18 protein-coding genes and 1 pseudogene are annotated in these 22,135 nt (G+C 51.7%); 16 read left to right on the top strand and 3 right to left on the bottom strand.

The genetic code is table 11. The annotated features are described in order from the left end of the window. Positions 1-5: 5 nt before the first annotated feature. Positions 6-680 carry a heme exporter protein CcmB gene (gene ccmB, locus IVG45_RS05365; RefSeq protein WP_196436847.1) on the bottom strand — a complete coding sequence of 225 codons (675 nt, stop codon included), beginning with the start codon at positions 678-680 and terminating at the stop codon, positions 6-8. Then, positions 671-1,300 (bottom strand): cytochrome c biogenesis heme-transporting ATPase CcmA, encoded by a 630-nt coding sequence (ccmA, locus tag IVG45_RS05360; RefSeq protein WP_196436846.1) that lies wholly within the window; start codon positions 1,298-1,300, stop codon positions 671-673. The genes ccmB and ccmA overlap by 10 nt, the downstream gene beginning before the upstream one ends. A 337-nt stretch (positions 1,301-1,637) precedes the next feature. On the opposite strand from ccmA, the pseudogene IVG45_RS05355 reads away from it, so the two are divergent. The 16 genes and pseudogenes from IVG45_RS05355 to IVG45_RS05280 all read left to right on the top strand — a co-directional run bounded on the left by IVG45_RS05355 (position 1,638) and on the right by IVG45_RS05280 (position 21,799). Beyond that, positions 1,638-2,752 (top strand): annotated as a pseudogene (locus IVG45_RS05355) (HD-GYP domain-containing protein). After that, on the top strand, positions 2,752-3,741 hold the full coding sequence (locus IVG45_RS05350) for an ABC transporter substrate-binding protein (protein WP_196436845.1): 990 nt from the start codon (positions 2,752-2,754) through the stop codon (positions 3,739-3,741). Before IVG45_RS05355 ends, IVG45_RS05350 begins: the two are co-directional and overlap by 1 nt. 8 nt (positions 3,742-3,749) lie before the next feature. Continuing rightward, positions 3,750-8,981 carry a PAS domain S-box protein gene (locus IVG45_RS05345; RefSeq protein ID WP_196436844.1) on the top strand — a complete coding sequence of 1,744 codons (5,232 nt, stop codon included), beginning with the start codon at positions 3,750-3,752 and terminating at the stop codon, positions 8,979-8,981. Beyond that, a complete protein-coding gene (locus IVG45_RS05340) occupies positions 8,978-9,616 on the top strand; it encodes an Hpt domain-containing protein (RefSeq protein ID WP_196436843.1) in 639 nt (212 codons plus the stop codon). Before IVG45_RS05345 ends, IVG45_RS05340 begins: the two co-directional genes overlap by 4 nt. An 81-nt stretch (positions 9,617-9,697) precedes the next feature. Then, positions 9,698-10,195: a 5-(carboxyamino)imidazole ribonucleotide mutase gene (gene purE, locus IVG45_RS05335; protein ID WP_196436842.1), complete on the top strand. Its 498-nt coding sequence runs from the start codon at positions 9,698-9,700 to the stop codon at positions 10,193-10,195. Beyond that, on the top strand, positions 10,192-11,286 hold the full coding sequence (locus IVG45_RS05330; protein ID WP_196436841.1) for a 5-(carboxyamino)imidazole ribonucleotide synthase: 1,095 nt from the start codon (positions 10,192-10,194) through the stop codon (positions 11,284-11,286). Before purE ends, IVG45_RS05330 begins: the two co-directional genes overlap by 4 nt. Before the next feature lie 83 nt (positions 11,287-11,369). Further along, complete coding sequence (locus IVG45_RS05325; RefSeq protein ID WP_196436840.1) at positions 11,370-12,731, top strand: V-type ATP synthase subunit B; 1,362 nt, start codon at positions 11,370-11,372, stop codon at positions 12,729-12,731. Then, positions 12,712-13,314 carry a V-type ATP synthase subunit D gene (locus IVG45_RS05320; protein ID WP_196436839.1) on the top strand — a complete coding sequence of 201 codons (603 nt, stop codon included), beginning with the start codon at positions 12,712-12,714 and terminating at the stop codon, positions 13,312-13,314. Before IVG45_RS05325 ends, IVG45_RS05320 begins: the two co-directional genes overlap by 20 nt. Then, the gene (locus IVG45_RS05315; protein ID WP_196436838.1) at positions 13,315-15,114 is read left to right on the top strand and encodes a V-type ATP synthase subunit I; all 1,800 of its coding nucleotides are present in this window, start codon (positions 13,315-13,317) and stop codon (positions 15,112-15,114) included. Further along, on the top strand, positions 15,114-15,563 hold the full coding sequence (locus IVG45_RS05310) for an ATP synthase subunit C (RefSeq protein ID WP_196436837.1): 450 nt from the start codon (positions 15,114-15,116) through the stop codon (positions 15,561-15,563). The genes IVG45_RS05315 and IVG45_RS05310 overlap by 1 nt, the downstream gene beginning before the upstream one ends. A gap of 10 nt (positions 15,564-15,573) precedes the next feature. Next, positions 15,574-16,266 carry a hypothetical protein gene (locus tag IVG45_RS05305; protein ID WP_196436836.1) on the top strand — a complete coding sequence of 231 codons (693 nt, stop codon included), beginning with the start codon at positions 15,574-15,576 and terminating at the stop codon, positions 16,264-16,266. Next, positions 16,263-16,958 carry a DUF2764 family protein gene (locus IVG45_RS05300; RefSeq protein WP_230874765.1) on the top strand — a complete coding sequence of 232 codons (696 nt, stop codon included), beginning with the start codon at positions 16,263-16,265 and terminating at the stop codon, positions 16,956-16,958. The genes IVG45_RS05305 and IVG45_RS05300 overlap by 4 nt, the downstream gene beginning before the upstream one ends. Beyond that, a complete protein-coding gene (locus IVG45_RS05295; RefSeq protein ID WP_196436835.1) occupies positions 16,955-18,754 on the top strand; it encodes a V-type ATP synthase subunit A in 1,800 nt (599 codons plus the stop codon). The genes IVG45_RS05300 and IVG45_RS05295 overlap by 4 nt, the downstream gene beginning before the upstream one ends. Positions 18,755-19,041: 287 nt before the next feature. Then, the gene (locus tag IVG45_RS05290; protein ID WP_196436834.1) at positions 19,042-19,275 is read left to right on the top strand and encodes a FeoA family protein; all 234 of its coding nucleotides are present in this window, start codon (positions 19,042-19,044) and stop codon (positions 19,273-19,275) included. After that, positions 19,272-21,581 carry a Fe(2+) transporter permease subunit FeoB gene (gene feoB, locus IVG45_RS05285; RefSeq protein WP_196436833.1) on the top strand — a complete coding sequence of 770 codons (2,310 nt, stop codon included), beginning with the start codon at positions 19,272-19,274 and terminating at the stop codon, positions 21,579-21,581. The genes IVG45_RS05290 and feoB overlap by 4 nt, the downstream gene beginning before the upstream one ends. Beyond that, the gene (locus tag IVG45_RS05280) at positions 21,578-21,799 is read left to right on the top strand and encodes a FeoC-like transcriptional regulator (RefSeq protein WP_196436832.1); all 222 of its coding nucleotides are present in this window, start codon (positions 21,578-21,580) and stop codon (positions 21,797-21,799) included. Before feoB ends, IVG45_RS05280 begins: the two co-directional genes overlap by 4 nt. A 43-nt stretch (positions 21,800-21,842) precedes the next feature. On the opposite strand, the gene IVG45_RS05275 is transcribed toward IVG45_RS05280, so the two are convergent. Beyond that, positions 21,843-22,130 (bottom strand): hypothetical protein, encoded by a 288-nt coding sequence (locus IVG45_RS05275; RefSeq protein ID WP_196436831.1) that lies wholly within the window; start codon positions 22,128-22,130, stop codon positions 21,843-21,845. Between the last annotated feature and the right edge of the window lie 5 nt (positions 22,131-22,135).

Here is a 22,135-nt window from a genome sequence, read left to right as displayed (position 1 = left end):
AGGCGTTAATTAACACTCATTTTAAGCGCCGCCGCGGTCGGCAGCGGGGTTAGAACCAATGCCAGCAACAACATGGCCGACAAAATGTTGATTTGGGCCGAGACCGGCAAGCCGCTTGCGGCCCTGTCGACGGCGTTGCTGGCGAAAATCAGCACGGGGATATACAGCGGCAACACCAATAGCGATAAAATCATGCCGCCCCGGCGCAAGCCCACCGTCAATGCCACGCCTATGGCCCCGATCAGGCTCAGCATGGGTGTGGCCAGAGTCAGAGTCAGCCACAAGGTCGGCATGGCCCGTTCCGGCAAGCCCAGGAATAAGGCCAACAAAGGCGCGACCAACAATAATGGCAACCCGGTGACCAGCCAATGAGCGAAAATTTTGCCCAATACCAGAATCGACAGTGAATGCCTACTGAGCAGCATTTGCTCCAACGAACCGTCGTCGAAATCGGAACGGAACATGCCGTCCAGCGACAACAAGGCCGCCAGCAAGGCCGATACCCAAATCACTCCCGGCGCCATCGCTTGCAGCAAATTGGGTTGCGCGCCGACCGCCAGCGGAAACAAGGTCACCACCAATACGAAAAAAAACAACGGGTTGGCCATTTCGGCGCGGCGGCGAAATGCCAGCAGCAGATCACGACGGACGATGGCGAAAAAAGCGGCGCTTATTGACATGTATCCAGGTATACGCGTTGCAAATCGAGATGCGACAAGGTCAAGTCTTGGTGCGAGGTCAAAATCACCATGCCGCCCTGGCGGGTGTGGTCTATCATCAAATTCTCGATCAATTCGACGCCCTGTTTATCCAACGAGGTGAAAGGTTCATCCAATATCCATAACTGGTTGTGGGTAATTAACAACCGTGCCAGCGACAAGCGGCGCTTTTGTCCGGCGGACAGGGTTTGCACTGGATTATCGTCGAAACCGGCCAGTTGCACCTTTTCCAATGCCTGATCGATAGAATAATGACCGGGCGTATTCAAGGCCAGCGCGAAATGCAGATTTTCCAACACGGACAATTCTTTTTTGCTGCCGTCGGCGTGGCCGACATAGGCCATTTCGTTGAAATAATCGCCGTCGTCAATTGCTGCGCCACGCCAAAAAATTTCGCCGGCATCGGCCTCGCGGAAACCGCAGAGAATCCGCAATAGCGTGGTTTTACCGCTACCGTTGCTACCTTCCAACAGCAGAATTTGTCCGCTCGACAGAGCAAAACTGACATTGGAAAACAACAAGCGCTCGTCACGGCTGCAAGCCAGATTGCTGACGCTCAATGACGCTGATTGATGATCCATGTGTAGTTGCGAGTCCCGGTAAAGTCCTGCTTATCATATCAAATTCGACGGTTATTCGTAATCAGACAAAATCCCTAAGGGATTAAGCATAGCCTCCAGGCTGTAAATGAAACCACCAACCTCTATTATTGAGGCTTGATCGACCTCGGTTGATTGATCTGATTTTACGGCAAAGTTCTTTGACAAAAGCCATTAGGTGAGTAAGCTGCAATTAGTTCAATTCAACCCAGCCCTTGAAAATGGGCTTGACTTAAAACTCTGCTACATATCACAGCATACGACATGGTCATCAGGTCGGAATGTTTTTTGACTTGCGGAATAATCATTGAAAGCCAAAATGACCGAAACACATATACACCCAGCAGAGCTCAAAACGATACTCATCGTCGATGATACCCCCGATAATCTGACCATTCTGGGTGAGTTACTGATGCCGCATTACAATGTAAAAATTGCCAATAACGGCATGCGCGCCTTGATTTCCGCCGAATGTGAACCCGCACCGGACTTGATTTTATTGGACATCATGATGCCGGAAATGGATGGTCATGAAGTTTTGCGTCGCCTTAAATCAAACCCCAAAACCCAATCGATACCGGTCATTTTCATCTCCGCCCTCAACGAAGAACATGACGAAACCCATGGCCTGGAGTCAGGCGCGGTCGATTACATCACCAAGCCGTTTAAACCCGCTATCGCTTTAGCCCGCGTCAAAGCTCAACTGGAGCCCAAGACCGCCCGGGACCTATTGCAAAACAGCAATACCTGGCTGGAAAACGAAGTTGCCCGCCGCATGCGTCAAAATCAAATGATTCAGGATGTCAGCATCCGGGCGCTGGCAAAACTGGCGGAGGCCAGAGACAACGAGACTGGTAACCACATCTTGCGCACCCAGGCCTATGTCCAAATTTTAGCGGAAGAATTGGCCGGGCATCCGCGTTATGGCAAGGTGTTGACCGCTGAAACCGTGACTTTGTATACCAAGGCCGCCCCTCTTCACGACATTGGCAAGGTCGGCATACCGGATCAAGTACTGCATAAACCGGGCAAACATACGTCTGAAGAATGGGAAATCATGAAAACCCATGCCCAAATCGGCGCCAACGCGATTTGGGAAGCCATACAGGACCAGTCGGACCAGGATGGCTTGAGTTTTCTACATATTGCAATGGAGATTGCCGCGCATCATCATGAAAAATGGGACGGCAGCGGCTACCCCAATGGCCTGGCCGGCGAAGACATTCCATTTGCCGCCGGATAATGGCTTTGGCGGATGTCTTCGATGCATTGCTCAGCAAGCGCGTCTATAAACCGCCGTTCACGTTTGAAGAAGCAACCGCCATCATCCTCGAAGGTAAAGCCAGCCATTTCGATCCGGCTGTCGTCGATGCGTTTGCCCACCGACTCGGCGATTTTGCGGCAATTGCCACGCGCTTTCAGGACAACGACTAATGTCTCCCGAAGTCCGCTCGTTATGTTTATCGTTAAGGCGCCGCGGCTTTTTACGTCTGCTGGCGGGTTCGATGGGCTTTGCCACAACGTTATATGTAACGGGTTGTGAACCCAAGCGCCCCTTGAAAATCGCGGCACAAATGTGGCCGGGATATGCGTTTCTATTTCTGGCCCGCGACAACGGTTTTATAGACGCCAACCATATCGATTTGATCGAAACCGATAATCTGGCTCATTCGTCGAGATTGTTATTGGAAGGCCGTGTCGATGGCGCCGCATTGACCCTGGATGAAGTATTACACCTGCTCGAGCAAGGCGTTTCCTTATGTGTGGTATTGGTACTCGATTCATCCGCGGGCGGCGATGCCGTTTTGGTTAAACCGGGAATCACAAGCCTAGTCCAGCTCGCCGGCAAACGGATAGGTGTGGAAAACTCCACTTTGGGAGCCATCATGTTCGCCAGGCTACTGGAAGCGGCAGGATTGCAAACCGAGCAAATACAAAAAGTCGACATCGGTTTTGATCATTTTGAAGAAGTTCAACGACAACAGTTAGACGCCGTCATCACCTATACCCCCAATACCCTACGGTTCGAGAATATCGGCATGGTCAATATCTTCGACAGCCGTAGCATCCCCAACACCGTCATCGACGTGTTGGCCATTCGCGGCGAAGCGCTGCAAGATAATGAAGCCGCGGTCCGTGAATTGATTGCCGGCCATTTTCAAGCTCAGGAATTGTGGAAACATCAACCGATCGACACGGTTTACGGTCTCGCCAGACTACTTCGACTAAAGAGTAGCGAGGTCAAAGCCGCATACCATGGGCTGGATCTACCCGATGCGGCCTACAACCGCCATCTATTGGCACCGGCAACATCGGAACTCAAGACTAAAGCCGAGAACATCGCCCAAATCATGCACCGATTCGGTACGCTTGAGCACATACCCGACCTCGCCCAACTGTTTATCGCCGATTATCTTCCTTGAGCGCCGTCATGAAACGTCAAATCATTGCATTCATCATTCTTTGGATGGGTTGTGCGCTCAATGCTTGGCCACAAACCCATCCGAAAACCTTGAGCATCGGCTGGTTGGCATTGGATCCCTTGGAAACTGAAAACTTTCGTTGGCGGCCGTTGGCTAAATACCTGGAATCTCGATTGGACGAGACAGCGGTTGAAGTCAAAGCCCTTGACTTAGCGGGGATGGACCGGGCGGTTAACGCTCGTCAAGTCGACATCGTGATCACCAACCCAGCCAGTTACCTCAAATATGCGCATCAAATCGGGCTGTCGGCACCGATCGCGGGCTTAATCAATCAGGGACCCGCTCCCGATTTCGCAGCGCTGGAGGGATTCGGCGGCGTCATTGTGGTCAAGTCGAATAACCCGGACATCAATCGCTTGCAAGACCTGAAAGGCAAAACCATTGCTGTCGCGGATACCGGTTTGATGGGCGGTTTTTTGGCCCAGGCCTATGAACTGGCTCAAATCGGCATTGATGTTTCTGAAGCATCAAAAATCATACAAACCGGATTACCGTTCGACCACGTGGTCGACACTGTTTTGGCCGGCAAGGCGGAAGCCGCCTTCCTGCGAACCGGCTTTCTCGAAGCCATGGAACGACACGGCAAGTTTCCGGCCGGGATGTTCAGAGTCATTAATGCGCGCAAATTACCGGATTATCCCTACGCGGTCTCAACCCGTCTGTATCCGGAACGGCCGGTGGCCGCGATGCCGCATGTCGATACGAGAATCGCCAAACGCATCACCAGCGCCCTGCTCGATCTGTCGCCTGGGGATCCGGTTACGCAAGCCCTGAGCATCCACGGATTTTCCTTGCCATACGATTATGAGTCGGTGCGGGAATTGTCACGTAAGTTGCGCCTCCCACCCTACGACCACCAACCTCCCGTCAGCCTGCATGAAATCTGGCGCGACCACAGTACGATCGTCATCGTACTCGGCTTGGCTACCCTGACGATAAGCCTGTTGTTGATCATCTTTATCCGCTATTCATCGCGGCTGACACAGCTTCGCGAAAAGGAAAAACTCGCCAACGAGGCTCTGAACACAGAACGGTCGCGTTTGAATGTCTTGATCCGTGCCCTACCCGATTTAGTATTTTTCAAGAATACCCAAGGCGTGTTTCAACTTTGCAATGCCGCATTCGAGAACTTCATCGGCCGTTCTGACCAGGAAATCATAGGCAAAACCGATTTCGACCTGTTTGATGCCGAGTTAGCCACCCGCTTCCGCGAACAGGATATTACCGCCGCCTTTGCCTCAAAGCCGTTCAATCAAGAAGAATGCATCGTGCATGAGGGCCACGAACGGCTGTTTGAAACCAGTAAAATTGCCATCAAAAATCCACAAGGCCAAGTCATCGGCATACTGGGCGTGGCGCGCGACATTACCGAACTACGCAACACCGCGAATGCATTGACCGAACGGGTCAAGGAGCAGTGCTGCTTGAACCAAGTGCTGCGCCTGACCGAAGACATCGGTATGCCATTGGAAAAAATGTTGGCCGACGTCGCACAGGTACTGCCTCACGGCTGGTTCCATCCGGAAAACGCGGAAGCCTGCATCGAATGGCAAGGCCAACAATTCAGCACCAAAAACTTTGACCAAGCACCAACCCATCGCCGTCAGAGCGCCAGTTTTTCTTCGGGTAATGGGCACGGGCAAGTTATTGTCGGCTATTTACAACAATACCCGGAACTGGACGAAGGCCCGTTCCTCAAGGAGGAGCGGATATTGATCGATGCCATTGCCGATCGCTTAGGTAGTATCCTCGCCCGCCGCTACCAGTTCGCCGAAGCGCAAAAGCGCCAAGCCATATTCGAAGCCATCGTTTCGCAATCACCCAATTCCATTACCCTGCTCGATGTCGAAACCTTGTGTTTCGTCGAGTTCAACAATGCCGCTTGCGAGCATTTAGGTTACAGCCGCGAGGAATTTGCCCGACTGACCTTGGCGGATATACAAGGCGAATTCGACCAGGACAAAATCGAACAAATGACAGCCGACTTCATGGAACAGGGTTCGGCGCATTTCGAAACCCTGCGCCGAACCAAGGGCGGAAATTTACAAAGCGTGGATGTCAGTTTGCAAGCGATGGTGTTGGAGGGCCGTCATTACTTATCACTAATGTGGACAGACATTTCGGAACGGGTTGCCATGCAGGCCCAGCTCAAACAGGAACGCGAACGCCTGCAAAACATCATTGATGCAACCCATGCCGGCACTTGGGAATGGAATTTGCAAAACGGCGAAGCGATTTTCAACGAGCGTTGGGCGGAAATATTCGGCTACCGTCTGGAGGAATTGCAGCCGTTTAGCGTCGAATCCTGGGATGGTTTCGTGCATCCGGAGGATCTGCAACGCGCCAATACATTATTAGCCGAGCATTTAGCCGGCGGAAGCGACTATTACAGCTGTGATTTGCGCATGCGCCACCGCGATGGGCATTGGGTCTGGATTGCCGACCGCGGCAGAGTCTCGAAACGCACGAATGACGGCAAACCGCTGATTATCAGCGGCACCCATGTCGACATCAGCGCGCAACGCGAAGCCGAGGAACAACTGCGACAAAGCGAACAACGTTTCCGTAAATTGTTCGAAGACTCCAGACAGCCCGTGCTGCTGGTGGAGAATGGCCGTTTTATTGACGCCAACCAGGCCACTTTGGACATGATGGCCATGGACTCTCTGGATCAACTACTGAATTCCGCGCCCGAGGAGATTTCGCCGAAATACCAACCCGACGGGCAATTATCGGCCGACAAGGTGGTCAAAGTCATTGATGACGCGATCCGTCAAGGCAGCAATCGTTTCGAATGGGAACATATTCGCCGCAACGGCGAGCATTTCATTGCCGAAGTCATGTTGACGCCGATACGTTATCAGGAAAAGCTGTTGATTCATGTGGTCTGGACCGACATCACCGAACGCAAGCGTCTGGAACAACAGTCCAAGCGCTTCGAGGCCATCGTCAATTCCTCCGACGATGCCATTATCAGCAAAAACCTGGACGGCATCGTCACCAGCTGGAATCCAGGAGCCGCTAAAGTATTCGGCTACGGCGCCGAGGAAATGCTCGGCCAGTCATTGCTCAAGCTAATACCGTTAGAACTCGTCGACGAAGAATCGACAATCATCGAAAAAATCAAACTAGGCCAACCCTACGCCCATTACGAGACCAAACGCATCCGTAAGGACGGCAGCGAAATCGATGTTTCGGTCACCATTTCGCCGATACGCGATCAACACGGCAAGATTGTCGGGGCGTCGAAAATCGCCCGCGATATTACCCGGCGTAAGAAAAACGAAGAACAGTTGAACAAGTTGTCGCTGACCGTCGAGCAAAGCCTCAATATCGTCGTCATCACCAATTTGAATGCCGAAATCGAATACGTCAATCCGCGCTTTACCCAAGTCACGGGCTATAGCATCGAGGAAGTGATGGGACAGAACCCTCGCATCCTCAAGTCCGGACACACACCGCTAAGCGTCTACGAAAACATGTGGCAAACACTGACAAAAGGCTCGGTGTGGCAAGGCGAATTGATTAATCGCGGCAAGGATGGCCGTGAATTCACCGAATGGGTCAACATTAGCCCATTGCGCAATTCAGCCGGCGTCATGACCCATTACGTTGCGGTCAAGGAGGACATCACGCAAAAAAAACGCGATGCCGAAGAATTAGAACGTTACCGGAAACATCTTGAGGATCTGGTCAAAACCCGTACCGCCGAACTCGAAATGGCCCGTCACGCAGCGGAAGTCGCCAATCAATCAAAAAGTGCTTTCCTCGCCAACATGAGCCACGAGATCCGCACCCCAATGAATGCCGTCATCGGTTATGCCCATTTACTACGCGGCAAATGCCAAGACAGCGATCATATTGACAAATTGGATCGTATCATTGCCTCCGGCAAACATTTGCTCGGCATCATCAACGACATCCTGGACTTATCGAAAATCGAGGCCCAGCGTTTGACGCTGGAGAAAACCACCTTTCTGATTGTTCCAACCTTGGACCATGTCTGCAGCATGATGGCCGACCGTATCGCCAGCAGAGGCTTGCAATTTATCGAGGAAACCGACCCGAGACTGAAAGATCTGCCGCTAGTCGGCGATCCGCTACGGATTGGGCAAATACTGGTCAACTATCTGAGCAATGCCGCCAAATTCACCGAACGCGGCAAAATCATCATGCGCACTAAGTTAGTCAAGGAAGACAGCGGACATGTCACGATCAAATTCGAGGTTGAAGATACCGGTATCGGCATCGACGCCGCCCATTTGGACAAATTGTTTCAAGACTTCGAACAAGCGGAATCATCCACAACCCGCAGGTATGGCGGTTCAGGCCTGGGTTTGGCAATCTCGCGACGTTTGGCAAGCTTGATGGGTGGTGAAACCGGGGTCATCAGTGAACTGGGCAAGGGCAGTATCTTTTGGGCCGTTATCACCTTAAACAGGGGAAACGCCGAAGACTTACCGAAGCATTGGCGACAGGAAGACGGCGGCAAACTTCGCAGCAATGCTCGTATCCTGTTAGCCGAAGACAACGAAATCAATCAGGAAGTCGCCAAGGAATTATTGCAAGACTTCGGACTCAGCGTTGATATCGCCAACAATGGCGGCGAAGCTGTGACCATGATACAAAACGGCGACTACGATCTTATCTTGATGGATATGCAAATGCCGGTTATGGACGGCCTGGAAGCCAGCCGGCAAATTCGCGCTTTAGCACAAGGGCAAAACATACCGATTCTGGCGATGACCGCCAATGCTTTCGCCGAGGATCGCAACCGTTGCCTGGAAGCCGGCATGAACGACCATATCGTTAAGCCTGTCGAGCCGAATATCTTATACGCCAAGTTGGCATATTGGATTCCCGCAGCCGCTATCGAGCAAAACTCGGGGAGTCGCTATTTTTGCGAAAGCTTGTTTAGGGGCATCCCAGCCCCAACAAGCGGCAAAAATTACGCGACCGCTTATGCCTACGGCGGCCCCGATTCGTCCGCGTCACCTCGTTTCGACCCAACAAGGGGATCGAAACATCGGCTCTCGCATGACTTAACGCCGTTTCGCGAGGCCTTGCAGGTTTTCTCCGCTTCGCTACGAAAACCCGCCCGGCGCTACGGCTATCGTGGACTAAAAATCTTCACTTCGCTTACGCTCCGTTTCCAAGATTTTCAGCGAACGCCGGCATGAGCGCCAATGCCGACATGTTGCCACGGCAACCGGCATGCGACGCGATTCTCGACACGGCTAAGGCACTGACACATCTTTCCGGCAACCAGGAACTCTATCAGCGTATGCTGGTTAAATTCCTCGATAAACATGTCGACGATGCTTCAATATTGCGGCGGTTATTCGCCGCCGGCAATCTAGACGAGGCAAAGCGCTTGGCGCACACATTAAAAGGGATTGCCGGCACACTGGGCGCTAGCGAGTTGCAAAAAACGACGTTGATGCTGGAAAATCTCGCCCGCAATGACGCCACCGAACCACAGATCAAACAACAACTCGACTTGTTGACCGATAACCTCGCGGCGGCCTGCAGCGCCATCGCTGCTAACTTATCAGCACAGGAACCGTCGGCATCAACGCCTAGCAGTGCTGCCCCGGAGCAAATTCGGGCACTGACCGAATCGTTATTAGAGCTTCTGCAAGATGGCAACATGAAAGCCAATAAAATATGGCGGGAACTGGCCCCTTTAGTTAAGTACAAGGTGAACCCGACAATTTGCGGCAAACTTGATCAACTGATCGAAAACTATGACTTTCCCGAAGCCTGGGCATTATTGCGTGAAATCGCGAATACTTATCAACTGGGCAAAAGCTAAATGTGATCCGCAGTCTGATCAAATTCGCTTTTATGCGATAATCGCGCTAATTTTGGCTATAGCTGTAACCGGAGATTTTGCATGACCGCATTGATAGGCATCATCATGGGTTCCACATCCGACTGGGAAACCATGCAACATGCCGCGCAAACCCTAGAACATTTGGATATACCGCACGAAGTGGAAGTGGTATCGGCCCATCGTACGCCGGATAAGCTGTTTCAATATGCCGAAACGGCTGAATCCAAAGGCCTGGAAGTCATCATCGCCGGCGCCGGTGGCGCCGCCCATCTGCCCGGAATGACCGCCGCGAAAACCGCCTTACCGGTCTTGGGCGTGCCGGTGCAGTCTAAAGCGCTGAATGGCATGGATTCCTTATTGTCTATCGTGCAAATGCCGGCCGGTATCCCGGTGGGTACCCTGGCAATCGGCAAGGCTGGCGCGGTCAATGCCGCCTTGCTGGCCGCGGCAATTGTCAGCAATAAACACCCGCAATACCGCCCCGCCCTGGACGCTTATCGCCAGCAACAAACCGATAATGTCAATGCCAACCCAGATCCTCGGCAGGTGCAAGCATGAAGATCGGTATTCTCGGTGGCGGCCAGCTCGCCAGGATGATCGCGCTGGCCGGTTATCCTTTGGGCTTGAAATTCATCGTACTGGATCCCGACATCAATGCCGGCGCGGCCGGCTTGAGCGAGCATCTGCGCGGCGCTTACGACGATCCGGCTTTGTTGGCCGAGTTGGCCGAAAAAGCCGATATAGTGACCTATGAGTTTGAAAACGTGCCCGCGCATGTGGCGGAATTTTTAGCCAGCCATACCACGGTGTATCCGCCAGCCAATGCCTTGGCGGTGGCCCAGGATAGATTGCTGGAAAAAAACTTTTTCAAGGACTTAGCTATAGGTACCGCGCCGTTTGCCGCCGTTGATAGTTTGGCGGATTTGCAGCGTGCCATGCCCGAAATCGGTTATCCGGCGATTTTGAAAAGCCGGCGCATGGGCTATGACGGCAAGGGGCAGATGGTTATAAGATCAGCCGATGATCTGGAGTCGGCCTGGGAAGCCATGCAGGGCGCATCTTCCATTGTCGAAGGTTTTGTGCCGTTCCAACGCGAAGTGTCCATTATCGCCGCCCGCCGCCCGTCGGGCGACATCGTGTTTTATCCGCTGTCGGAAAATCAACACAGCGGCGGCATTTTACGGCTGGCGACCGCTTGTCACAATGATGCCGAACAAGCCATGGCCGAGGATTATGCACGGCGCTTGCTGGAAAAACTGGATTACGTCGGCGTGATCGCGCTGGAGTTGTTCGATGTCGATGGCCGCCTGTTAGCCAACGAATTTGCGCCAAGGGTACATAATTCCGGCCATTGGAGCATAGAAGGCTCGGAAACCAGTCAGTTTGAAAATCATTTACGCGCCATCTTGGATTTACCGTTGGGTTCAACCCAAACCCGTGGATACGCGGCCATGGTCAATTTCATCGGCGGCCTGCCGGAAACGAAAGAAGTGCTAGACTTAAACCATGCGCATTTGCATCTTTACGACAAAACCCCGCGCAAGGGCCGTAAAGTCGCCCACGCCAGCTTGAGAACCGATGACGCCGATACATTTCGGCAAACCCTGTTACAGTTGACGTCGCTGGCGGAGCGAGTGGACGATTCGTAAAACAAATTTCCCATATTCCCCCACCAGTGATAATCTCAATATTAGATTTGGGTAATTCAAACTGGATTTGAACGGAGCACGGCATGATTGAACACATGATTAGACATTGCGATATTTTGTCTATAGTCGGTAACATCATCACGGTCAACATAGGAAGTGTATCCACGCATCAGGACATTAGCACCCGCTTTGGCGATCTGGCCAGGATAGAAGATCCCAACGGCAGCGATTCGCTGGCGCAAGTGATCAAAATCGATGGCGGAAAAGTTTCACTGCAAGTCTTCTCGGGTACCCGCGGCATATCGACCGCGGCCTCGGTTCGCTTTTTGGGCCATGCCCTGCAAGTAACCTATTCGACCAATATTCTCGGCCGCATTTTCAACGGTGTCGGTGAGCCGATGGATGGCGGCTCGGACTTACAACCCGACCCCAAAGTCACCATCACCGGCGCTTCGGTCAACCCAATGAAGCGGGTGTTGGCGTCAAAAATGATACGCACCGACGTTCCGATGATCGACTTGTTCAATTGTCTGGTCGAAAGCCAAAAAATCCCGATATTCTCGATTGCCGGAGAACCCTTCAACGCATTTTTAGCGCGCGTGGGGATTCAGGCGGATGCCGACATCGTGGTGTTTGCCGGTTTGGGTTTGATATTCGACGACTTCCATTATTTCCGCTCCCAGTTTGAACTGGCCGGCGTCTTTGCCAGAACCGTGATGTTTTGTAACCTGGCTTCCGATCCTATCGTGGAGCGATTATTGGTGCCGGATATGGCGTTGGCGGTGGCCGAACGCTTTGCGGTAGAGGAAGGAAAGCGGGTACTGGTGTTGATGACCGACATGACGGCTTATGCCGATGCGATGAAGGAAGTCGGCATCTCGATGGAGCACGTACCGTCGAATCGCGGCTACATGGGGGATTTGTACTCGCAATTGGCCCGCCGTTACGAAAAAGCCTGCGACTATAAGGGCGCGGGCTCGGTCACTATTTTGACCGTAACCACCATGCCGGGTAACGATGTCACCCATCCGGTACCGGATAACACCGGCTATATCACCGAAGGCCAGTTTTACCTGCATGACGGGATGCTCGACCCGTTCGGCTCGCTGTCACGCTTGAAACAACATGTAATCGGCAAGGTGACCCGCGAAGACCATTCTCAAATCATGAACACCATGATCCGCTTTTATGCCGCGGCCAACGATGCCGAGCAAAAACAAGCCATGGCCTTCGATTTGTCCGATTACGACCATAAGTTACTGAAGTTCGGTAAATTGTTCAGAAAGCGTTTCATGGACATCAACGTATCGATTCCGTTGGAGCAAGCATTGGACTTGAGCTGGCAAACCCTGGCCGAATGCTTTTCCGAAACCGAATTATTGATGAAACAAGCCCTAATCGACAAATACTTCCCCAAGGCGCAACATGGCCAGGCTGTCGCTTAACAAGGCTTCGCTGCACCGGGAAAACGGTAAGCTTAAACGTTACCAGCAATACCTGCCGTCGTTGGAAATGAAACGGCAAAAGCTGGTGATCGAGCGCGCCAAGGGCTGGACGCAGCTGGAAAGCACTCGGCAGCGCATGGCGCAATGCCAACAAGTCGTGATTAATTCGCTGCCCATGATCTCCAATCTTGATATCGATCTCGATAATTTGGTTAAGGTCGGCTCGGTGGAACTGGATAAGGAAAATATCGTCGGCATCAATCTACCGGTATTAAAACAAGTTGAATTGATTAACAAGCCCTATTCACCTTATTTGAAGCCGCATTGGGTCGATGGCGTGGTGGTGCAATTGCGTGAGATGCTGGAATTACAGGTGCAACACCGGGTCGAGCAACAACGGTTGCAATTGTTGAATGCCGCGGTCAAAAAAGTAACCCAGAAGGTCAATTTATTCGACAAGGTATTGATCCCAAAATCCCAGCAAAACATCCGTAAAATCCGGATTTTTCTGTCCGACGCCGAACGCGCCGATGTCGTGCGCTCCAAAATCACCAAACAGCTACGGGCTAAGTCGGGGGATTAAATGGCAATTGTCAGACTGAAAAAATTGACGTTCTGCGGATTGATTGAAGACAAGGTTCGAATCCTAGATCAATTGCAAACCATGGGCGAACTACATTTGATTCGATTGAATCCTTCCAGACGCTCAAGGGAAAGGGAGGTAGGCCGGCAATCCGAGCGCGTGATTCAAGCCTTGAGATACCTCAACAATTGCCCTAATAAACGGCATCAAGCCAAACACGGCAAAGCGTTCAACATCGATCAGGTAGTCGATCAGGCCGTGAAACTGAAGGATAAAGCCCGCGAATTGACCGATCGGTTTGACTCGTTACAAAAGCGTATCAAGGAACTGGAACCCTGGGGCAATTTTAATCTACCGGAAACCGGTCTGCTGGCCGCCCAACGCTTATGGTTTTATATCATTCCTAAAAAAATGATGAAGCAACTCGACAGCTGTAGCCTTGTCTGGCAAACGGTATATCAAAACAACCTGTTTTGCTACGTCGTCGTCATTTCCGAAACCGAGCCGCCCGAACATGGCTTACCGGTTGCCAGAACCCATACCGGCTCCGTGCCGCTATCCACGCTACAAGATCAGTGCAATGAAGTTGAATTAAACCTCGAGGATCTACAAGCTCAGCGTGAGTCATTGACGCGTTGGATTGCCTTGCTGACGTTGCATTTCAACGAAACTCTAAATCAGGATGCGTTGAAACAGGCTCAGACCCTGACTCGGGATGACGCCGGGGTTTTTGCCGTGCAAGGCTGGCTACCGGAAAAACATCTTGATCGTTATCTTCAATTTGCCGAAAAACAAGGTTTGGCCTTGTTGGTGGAAGATCCGGCGCCAGACGATAAACCGCCGACACAATTGGAAAATCCAACCCAATTCGGCGGCGGCGAAGATTTGGTCGAGTTCTATCAAACACCGCATTATCAAGGTTGGGATCCTTCATTGATGGTGTTTTTCTCCTTCTCGCTATTCTTTGCCATCATTATGTCGGACGCCGGCTACGCGACCGTATTTGCCGGCATTCTCGCGTTCAAGTGGCGCAGTCTTGGCGCCGACCTGAAAGGCCGCCGGATACGTGTTTTAGCAGCCACCACCATTATACTGTCTATCATCTGGGGCATTTTATGCGGCAGTTATTTCGGTTATGGTCCAAAACCGAACAGTCCTTTAGAGGCATTAAAGCTATTCGACCTAAATGATTTTGACGGCATGATGCGCTTTTCCATCGCGGTCGGTGTGGTTCATATCGCCATGGCCAATCTGATCAAAGCCTGGCAACTACGAACCTCCAGTCAGGCTTTGGCGCCAATAGGCTGGATTGGCATGGTAACTGGCGGATTTTGCTATTGGATAGCCATGGAACAAGACTCCGATTTATTGCGTACGGCGGGGCAAACGGGATTAGGCCTAGGAGCCCTGTTATTGCTGTTGTTCAGCAGTGAACGGCCCTTGCGCCGTTGGAGCGACGGGTTCTGGCGATTATTGGACGGCATTGAGAGTCTGGTCAATATCACCAAATTATTTGGCGATGTTCTGAGTTATATGCGTTTATTTGCATTGGGTTTGGCGGGAGCATCACTGGCCGTGACATTCAATAATCTGGCGGAACAAGTTTTTCATAGCTTACCGGGGCCAGGCTTATTCCTCAGTATTTTGATTCTTTTATTGGGACATGCATTGAACTTGTTGTTATGCGTATTGAGTGGTTTGGTGCATGGTTTACGTTTGAATTTCATTGAATTTTATAATTGGAGCGTTTCCGATGAAGGTTACCCGTTTAAAGCATTTTCCAAAAAAGGAGTCCATTAATGAATGAATTACTAATTATTTTAGGCTGGATAGGTTTATATGCACCCATGGCGCTGGGAGCCCTTGGTAGCATCATCGGTTGTTCAACCGCCGGACAAGCCGCCATCGGCGCGATGTTGGACACGGAAACCGGTCATGGCCGCTATGTTGGCGTATCGGCCATGGCTTCGTCCCAGGTTATTTTCGGCATCGTGGTCATGTTTACCTTGAACAGACCCGTGACCATTGAAAACGCGCCTGGATTGTTCGCGGTAGGCGTGATGTCCGGATTAGCCTTGATGTTAAGCGCCATTTATCAAGGCCAATGTTGCGCGTCCGCCATTCATGCCGCCAAATCCAAACCGGAAATCTTTGGTTTGTCGATCGTACCAGCCGCTATTGTCGAAGGCTTTGCGGTGTTTTCCTTTATTTTTGCGCTGGTAGTCAGCGGCGGCATTCCTAAAGGTTAAGGATGTAATCATGAAAGAAGAGGAAAAAGCCGATTTTGCATCTTCGGGTGTCGAACAATTAATCGAACGTTTGCGTGAACAAGCCGTCAATGCCGGGCAAGCAAAAGCCGAGGATATTGTCGCCAATGCTCAAAAACGCGCGACCTGGTTGATCGGCGAGGCCGAACAGGAAGCCAAAAACATCGTCGGTAAAGCCCGAGCCGAAGCCGACGCCCTTACAAAAGCCGGCATTGATGCCTTGAATTTGGCTAGCCGCGATGCCTTGTTGAAATTGCGCGACACCTTGCTAGGCAGCTTCAGCCAGGAAGTGCGGCGCGCGGTGGCCGAACAGATGGCTAAACCCGCTATCATTGAGCAGCTGATTCTGGCCTTGGCCGGCCAGGTGCGGGCAAAGGCCGGCCTGGATGACAATCAGCAAATCACCTTGATATTGCCCGAGGATGTCATCGGTGTCGATGAACTCCGCAAAAATCCGGAAGAACTGCGGCAGGGTGCCTTATCCAGTTTAAGCGCCTTGATTGCGGGGGATTTGTTGCGCCAAGGCGTCAGTTTCGACATCAGTGACCAGTTCAAGTCCGGCTTAAAAATCAAACTGGAACAAAACGCCATGCGGATTGAATTTACCGACGAAGCCGTTGCCGCGCTGTTATTGGAACATCTTCAACCCCGTTTTAGAGCATTGCTGCAAGGCATAGTCAAGTGATTAACCAACGGTTCAAATACACACTGTTGCTTACCAGCTTGCCGCTACAGCCGGCCGATTTGTTTTATACCAAAATTTTACCTATATCCAGGATTCAACTGGATAAACGCTTGGTTTTACTTAGCCCCGAGGATGCCGCTGATCTTGCCCGCATCGAAGCCTTATTACATTGGTCAAAAATGCATGAATGGGACGACGCCAGCATCGTAAAAAATGGTCTGGCCGATTTGGAGTTGATTCGCGATGACTTCCTGCGTTCGCTAGTATTGTGGCGATTGGAGCTGAGAACCATCTTGACCGCATTGAGACGCCGGCATGCCGGTGAATCCCTAGCGGCGAACCAGCCATTTTATGGCTTTGGTGACAAAATTCAGTATATCCGCCGCAACTGGCGGAAAGCCGATTTCGGTATGGGGCAAACGTTGCCGTGGATCAATCAGGCTCAACAGCTTATATCGGCAAATAAAACCCTGGAATTGGATAAACTGATGCTGGATCTAAATTGGAAATATTACGCCCGATTGAGTAACGGCCATTATTTCGATTTTCCGGCCGTGGTGCTTTATGTGCTGCGCTGGTATTTGATCAATCGCTGGGTCAGTTATGATGGGGATAGAGCCTTGTTACGATTTAATGAATTAATCAGCGCCGGAATGGCCGATGTTTCGCTGGAGTCCGAAGGAAGATCATGAACCAACAACACTTAGCAGCCCCCACGGCACGCGTGATCGCCGTGCAGGACGACATCATCTCGCTCGAATCAATAGGCGACACCCCACTGACCAAAAACGAAGTGGTCTATATCCTACCCAGCCGGAGCGAAGCGAAACACCAGGAGCGTCTAAAAGCCGAGGTGTTGCGCATATATGGCAATCGGGCCGATGCTCAGGTTTATGAAAGCACCCAGGGTGTCGGAGTCGGCGATCCGGTGGAACAAAGCGGCGAATTGCTGTCGGTGGAACTCGGCCCCGGCTTATTGGGCCAGGTATTCGACGGCTTGCAAAATCCGCTGGACTTGTTGGCGACCCAATTCGGTTTTTTCCTACCGCGCGGGGTAGCTTTGCATGCGTTGGACCACAACTGTAAATGGGCGTTTACTCCCTGCGTGCAGCTAGGGACCAAATTGTATGCAGGCTCGTCTATCGGTAGCGTTCAAGAGCGCCGCTTCAAACATAAGATCATGGTGCCTTTCGATATTAAAGGCAGCGTCGAAGTCATTTGGATCCAGGAAGGTAACGTTACGGTTGACGAACCGGTGGCCAAAATCCGCCTCGACAACGGCAAGGAACAAGTCATTACCTTGAAACAACGCTGGCCGGTGCGCAATCCGTTGACTCAACAGTTATTGCGCAACAATCTGATTGAACGTCAGTACCCCGGCGAACCCTTGGTGACTCATTTACGCCTGGTCGACACTTTCTTTCCGATTGCCCGTGGCGGTACCGGTTGTATACCGGGGCCGTTCGGGGCGGGCAAAACCGTGTTGCAAAGTCTGATTGCCCGAAACTCGGAAGTCGACGTAGTGATCGTGGTGGCTTGCGGCGAGCGGGCTGGCGAGGTAGTGGAAACCATTAGCGAATTTCCATTGATGACCGATCCCAAAACAGGCGGTTCGTTAATGGATCGTACCATCATCATTTGTAATACGTCGTCAATGCCGGTGGCCGCGCGCGAGGCCTCGATTTATACCGGTATTACCCTGGGCGAATACTACCGGCAAATGGGGCTGAACGTGTTGCTACTGGCTGATTCCACTTCGCGCTGGGCGCAAGCGATGCGGGAAACTTCGGGGCGGCTTGAGGAGATTCCGGGAGAAGAAGCTTTTCCAGCCTATCTGGACTCGTCGATCAAAAATATTTACGAACGCGCCGGCGTGACCCTGAGCCGCGATGGCGTTACCGGCAGTTTAACCATGATAGGCACGGTATCGCCGGCCGGCGGTAATTTCGAAGAGCCGGTTACCCAATCTACCTTGAGTACCGTAAAAACCTTTCTGGGTCTCAGCGCCGATCGTGCCTACAAACGCTTTTATCCGGCGGTTGACCCCTTGTTGTCCTGGTCGCGCTATCTGGAACAATTGAAACCTTGGTATCAGCGTGAACTGGCACCCGACTGGACGGAACAGGTTCAGCGGGTTTTGGAACTGCTGGCTCATGGCAACAGTGTTTACGAAATGATCCAAGTAGCCGGCGAAGAAGGCGTGACCATGGAAGATTTTTTAATCTACCAGCAAGCCACCTTTGTCGACATGGTGTATCTGCAACAGGATGCATTCGATAACGTAGACGTTTCCGTACCGCTGGAACGCCAAAAAGAAACTTTCATGTTGATCATAAAAATCATGGGCCGCCAATACCAGTTCAGCGACCAGAGCCAGGCCAGGGACTATTTCACCCGGCTAACCGGACTATTCAAAAACATGAATTATGCTGCTTGGCAATCGACGGAATACAAACAACTGCTTAAAAAAATTGAAGCAATGGAGTAGTGCAACAGGGATGGCAGGCCCTCATAATTGGTGGTTGCTGGTAGCCCTCGACCTGCCGGCTTTGCATTGAAATTGCCGGTGCGCATCTTGTAGCCTTTAATCTCACTCGGCTCAAAACCGACCTCCCGCCTACTCGTAGGACATTAAGGCGCGCTAAACCAATACATGATGCCAATAACGAATAATTTGCGTTAAATCATGCAAATTTTTATATCGATTTTTGCTGATGTGCTATATTGGCCATTAATGAGAACCATTATTAATTACCTTTTGGCTACAGGCGGCATATGATGACTTCTTTAAAGATGCTGGCGACCGGCGACTCTGGTCGTATCGTGGGTTTTGACCAAGCCGGCGGCGCTTACCGCAAAAAACTGCTGGCGATGGGCTTAACGCCCGGAACCGAATTTACCATTACTCGCTTCGCGCCGATGGGCGATCCGGTCGAGATCAAGCTACGCGGATTTTCGTTATCCCTACGCAAAAACGAAGCCTCGGTTTTAATGATCGAGAAACTATGAGTATCGATTTAACCGTAGGCGTGGTAGGCAATCCCAATTGCGGTAAAACCACGCTATTTAATGCCTTAACCGGTTCACGGCAACATGTCGGCAATTGGCCCGGTGTAACCGTCGAAAAAAAGACCGGCGAATATCAATTTCAAGACAAACGCATCACCGTAGTCGATTTGCCCGGCACCTATTCACTGGAAGCCGACGACGACAGCGTTTCCCTGGATGAAAAAGTCGCGCGCGATTACGTGGCATCGCGTAAAGCCGATCTGATCATCAACATCATCGACGCCTCCAATATCGAGCGCAATTTATACCTGACCTCGCAGTTGATTGAGATGCGAGTGCCGATGATCGTCGTGTTGAATATGATGGATGCGGTGAAAAAACGCGGCATCAAAATCGATCTTGCCGAACTTTCCAAGCAACTGGCTTGCCCGGTAGTCTCGGTGATCGCCGCAACCGGACAAGGCATCAACGATTTACGCGAAACCATCAACCACGCTTGTACTCATCCCGCCGTTCCCTCGCTAACGGTTAGCTATCATCCGGCTATCGAAAATGCGGTTTCCGCCCTGGAACCCCAACTTACGGTTTATAAGGATCAATGCGATTTGCGCTGGTTGGCACTGCGGCTATTGGAAAACGACACGCTGGCCAAGCAACTGGCCGGCCCCAAATTTGAAGCCGTTGCGCAAGCCTTGCGCGAAGCCATCGAAACCGAAACCGACGATGAAATCGATATTTTAGCCGCCGACGCTCGCTATGGTTTGGTCAATCAATTGGTACAAGCTTGTGTTTGTAAGCTGAATGAAGTTTCCCGCCATACCACCGAAAAGATCGATGCGGTGGTGTTAAACCGTTTCTTAGGCATACCGGTGTTTTTACTGGTGATGTATGCCATGTTCATGTTCACCATTAATATCGGCAGCGCCTTCGTCGATTTCTTCGATCAGGCGGTCGGCGCCTTGTTGGTGGATGGCATGAGCGCCCTACTCACTTCTCTAAACTGGCCGGATTGGCTGGTGGTGTTGATCAGCAATGGCATCGGCGGCGGGATTCAGGTGGTCGCCACCTTTATTCCGATCGTAGGTTTTTTGTTTATTTTTTTGTCGATGCTGGAAGACTCCGGCTACATGTCCAGAGCCGCTTTCGTGATGGATAGATTTATGTGCGTGATTGGCCTGCCGGGCAAATCCTTCGTACCGATGATCGTCGGTTTTGGCTGCAATGTGCCGGCCATCATTGCCACCCGTACTCTGGATAATCAGCGCGACCGGGTTCTGACCAATCTGATGAACCCGTTTATGTCCTGCGGTGCCCGCCTGCCGGTTTATGCCTTGTTTGCGGCGGCGTTTTTTCCGGTGGGCGGCCAAAATCTGGTATTCGGTTTATATCTGTTCGGTATCCTGGTAGCGGTATTCACCGGATTGATCATGCGCCATACCTTGCTGCAAGGCGAACCAACCCCGTTCCTGATGGAGCTACCCACTTACCACCTGCCTACCCTACGCGGCATTTACATCAAAACCTGGGAAAGGCTGAAGACCTTTATCTTTAATGCCGGCAAATTGATCGTGCCGATGGTGCTGGTGCTGAATATCCTCAATTCGCTGGGTATGGACGGTAGTTTCGGCCGCGAAAACAGCGAACAATCGGTGTTGAGCCAGATTGGCCGTTTGTTGACGCCTGTATTCCAACCCATGGGCATCAGCGAAGACAACTGGCCGGCCACCGTCGGTATTTTTACCGGGGTTTTAGCCAAGGAAGCCGTGGTCGGCACATTGGATGCGTTATATAGCCAGATGGCTGCCGATGCCGGCACTCAGGAAGACGAAGCATTCAATTTATCGCAAGCCTTACTGGCGGCCTGCCAAACCGTTCCCGATAACCTGGCCGCCATCGCCGACAAATTATTGGACCCTCTGGGCCTAGGCATCGCCGATGTCGACGATGTAGCGGCGGCGGCCGAACAACAGGAAGTCAAAGTCGCCACCTTTGCTGTGATGCAAAATCAGTTTGATGGCCAAGTCGGCGCATTCGCCTACTTGTTGTTCATCTTGCTTTATGCGCCATGTGTTGCGGCTACCGCGGCCATCTACAAGGAAACCAGCGCCGGCTGGGCCTTATTTGTGGTGTGCTGGACAACCTTCGTCGCCTACATGACCGCTACCCTGTTCTATCAAGGCATGACCTTTAACGCGCATCCCGCCACGGCCGGTTTTTGGTTTGGCTTGTTAATTTTGTTATTTGTAGCGGTTCTGTCGCTGCTGCGCTTTTACGGTTCCCGCCAACAGTCAGGAGTCTTGTCATGATATTGTCGGACTTACGTAATTATCTGCAAGACAAACATCGAGTCACGTTGAACGATTTGGTGTTGCATTTTCATGTCGATGCCAACGCGCTACGCGGCATGTTGGCGAAATGGATCAGCAAGGGCAAGGTGCGCTTGTCGCCGGCGGGAACTAGTTGCGGCACCAGCTGTTGTAAATGCGATCCGCTTTTAACCGAAATTTATGAATGGATAGATTGATACGGGGCAAGCCGGCGTTTTAGGCCCGCCCCGTCTAAAATATTTATTTTTCGGCCAGCCAACCCTGTAAGGCTTCGATCAGTTCCAGCGCTTGCTTCTCGCTGGAAATATTGAATTTAGACTTTTGCTGATATTCGCCGTTGCGTTTTTGGTAGCGGCGAATGCTGAATCTATCCTGGCTATATTGTTCCTTGCTAGGCTCCCAGTCCTGATAGCGGTAGATTACCGTGGCCCATGCGCCCTTGCTCAATACTTTTTTGTCCAGTTCCTTGACGGTTTCGATGCCGCCATCCTCGTAGCGGATGGTTAATTCTTCAACGGTTTCTGCCATAGTGT

This window comes from Methylomonas sp. LL1 (genome assembly GCF_015711015.1).
In the GTDB taxonomy this organism is placed as follows: Bacteria; Pseudomonadota; Gammaproteobacteria; order Methylococcales; family Methylomonadaceae; genus Methylomonas.
Note: the sequence above shows the minus strand (reverse complement) of the source record. Positions and strands in the feature narration are given on the sequence as shown.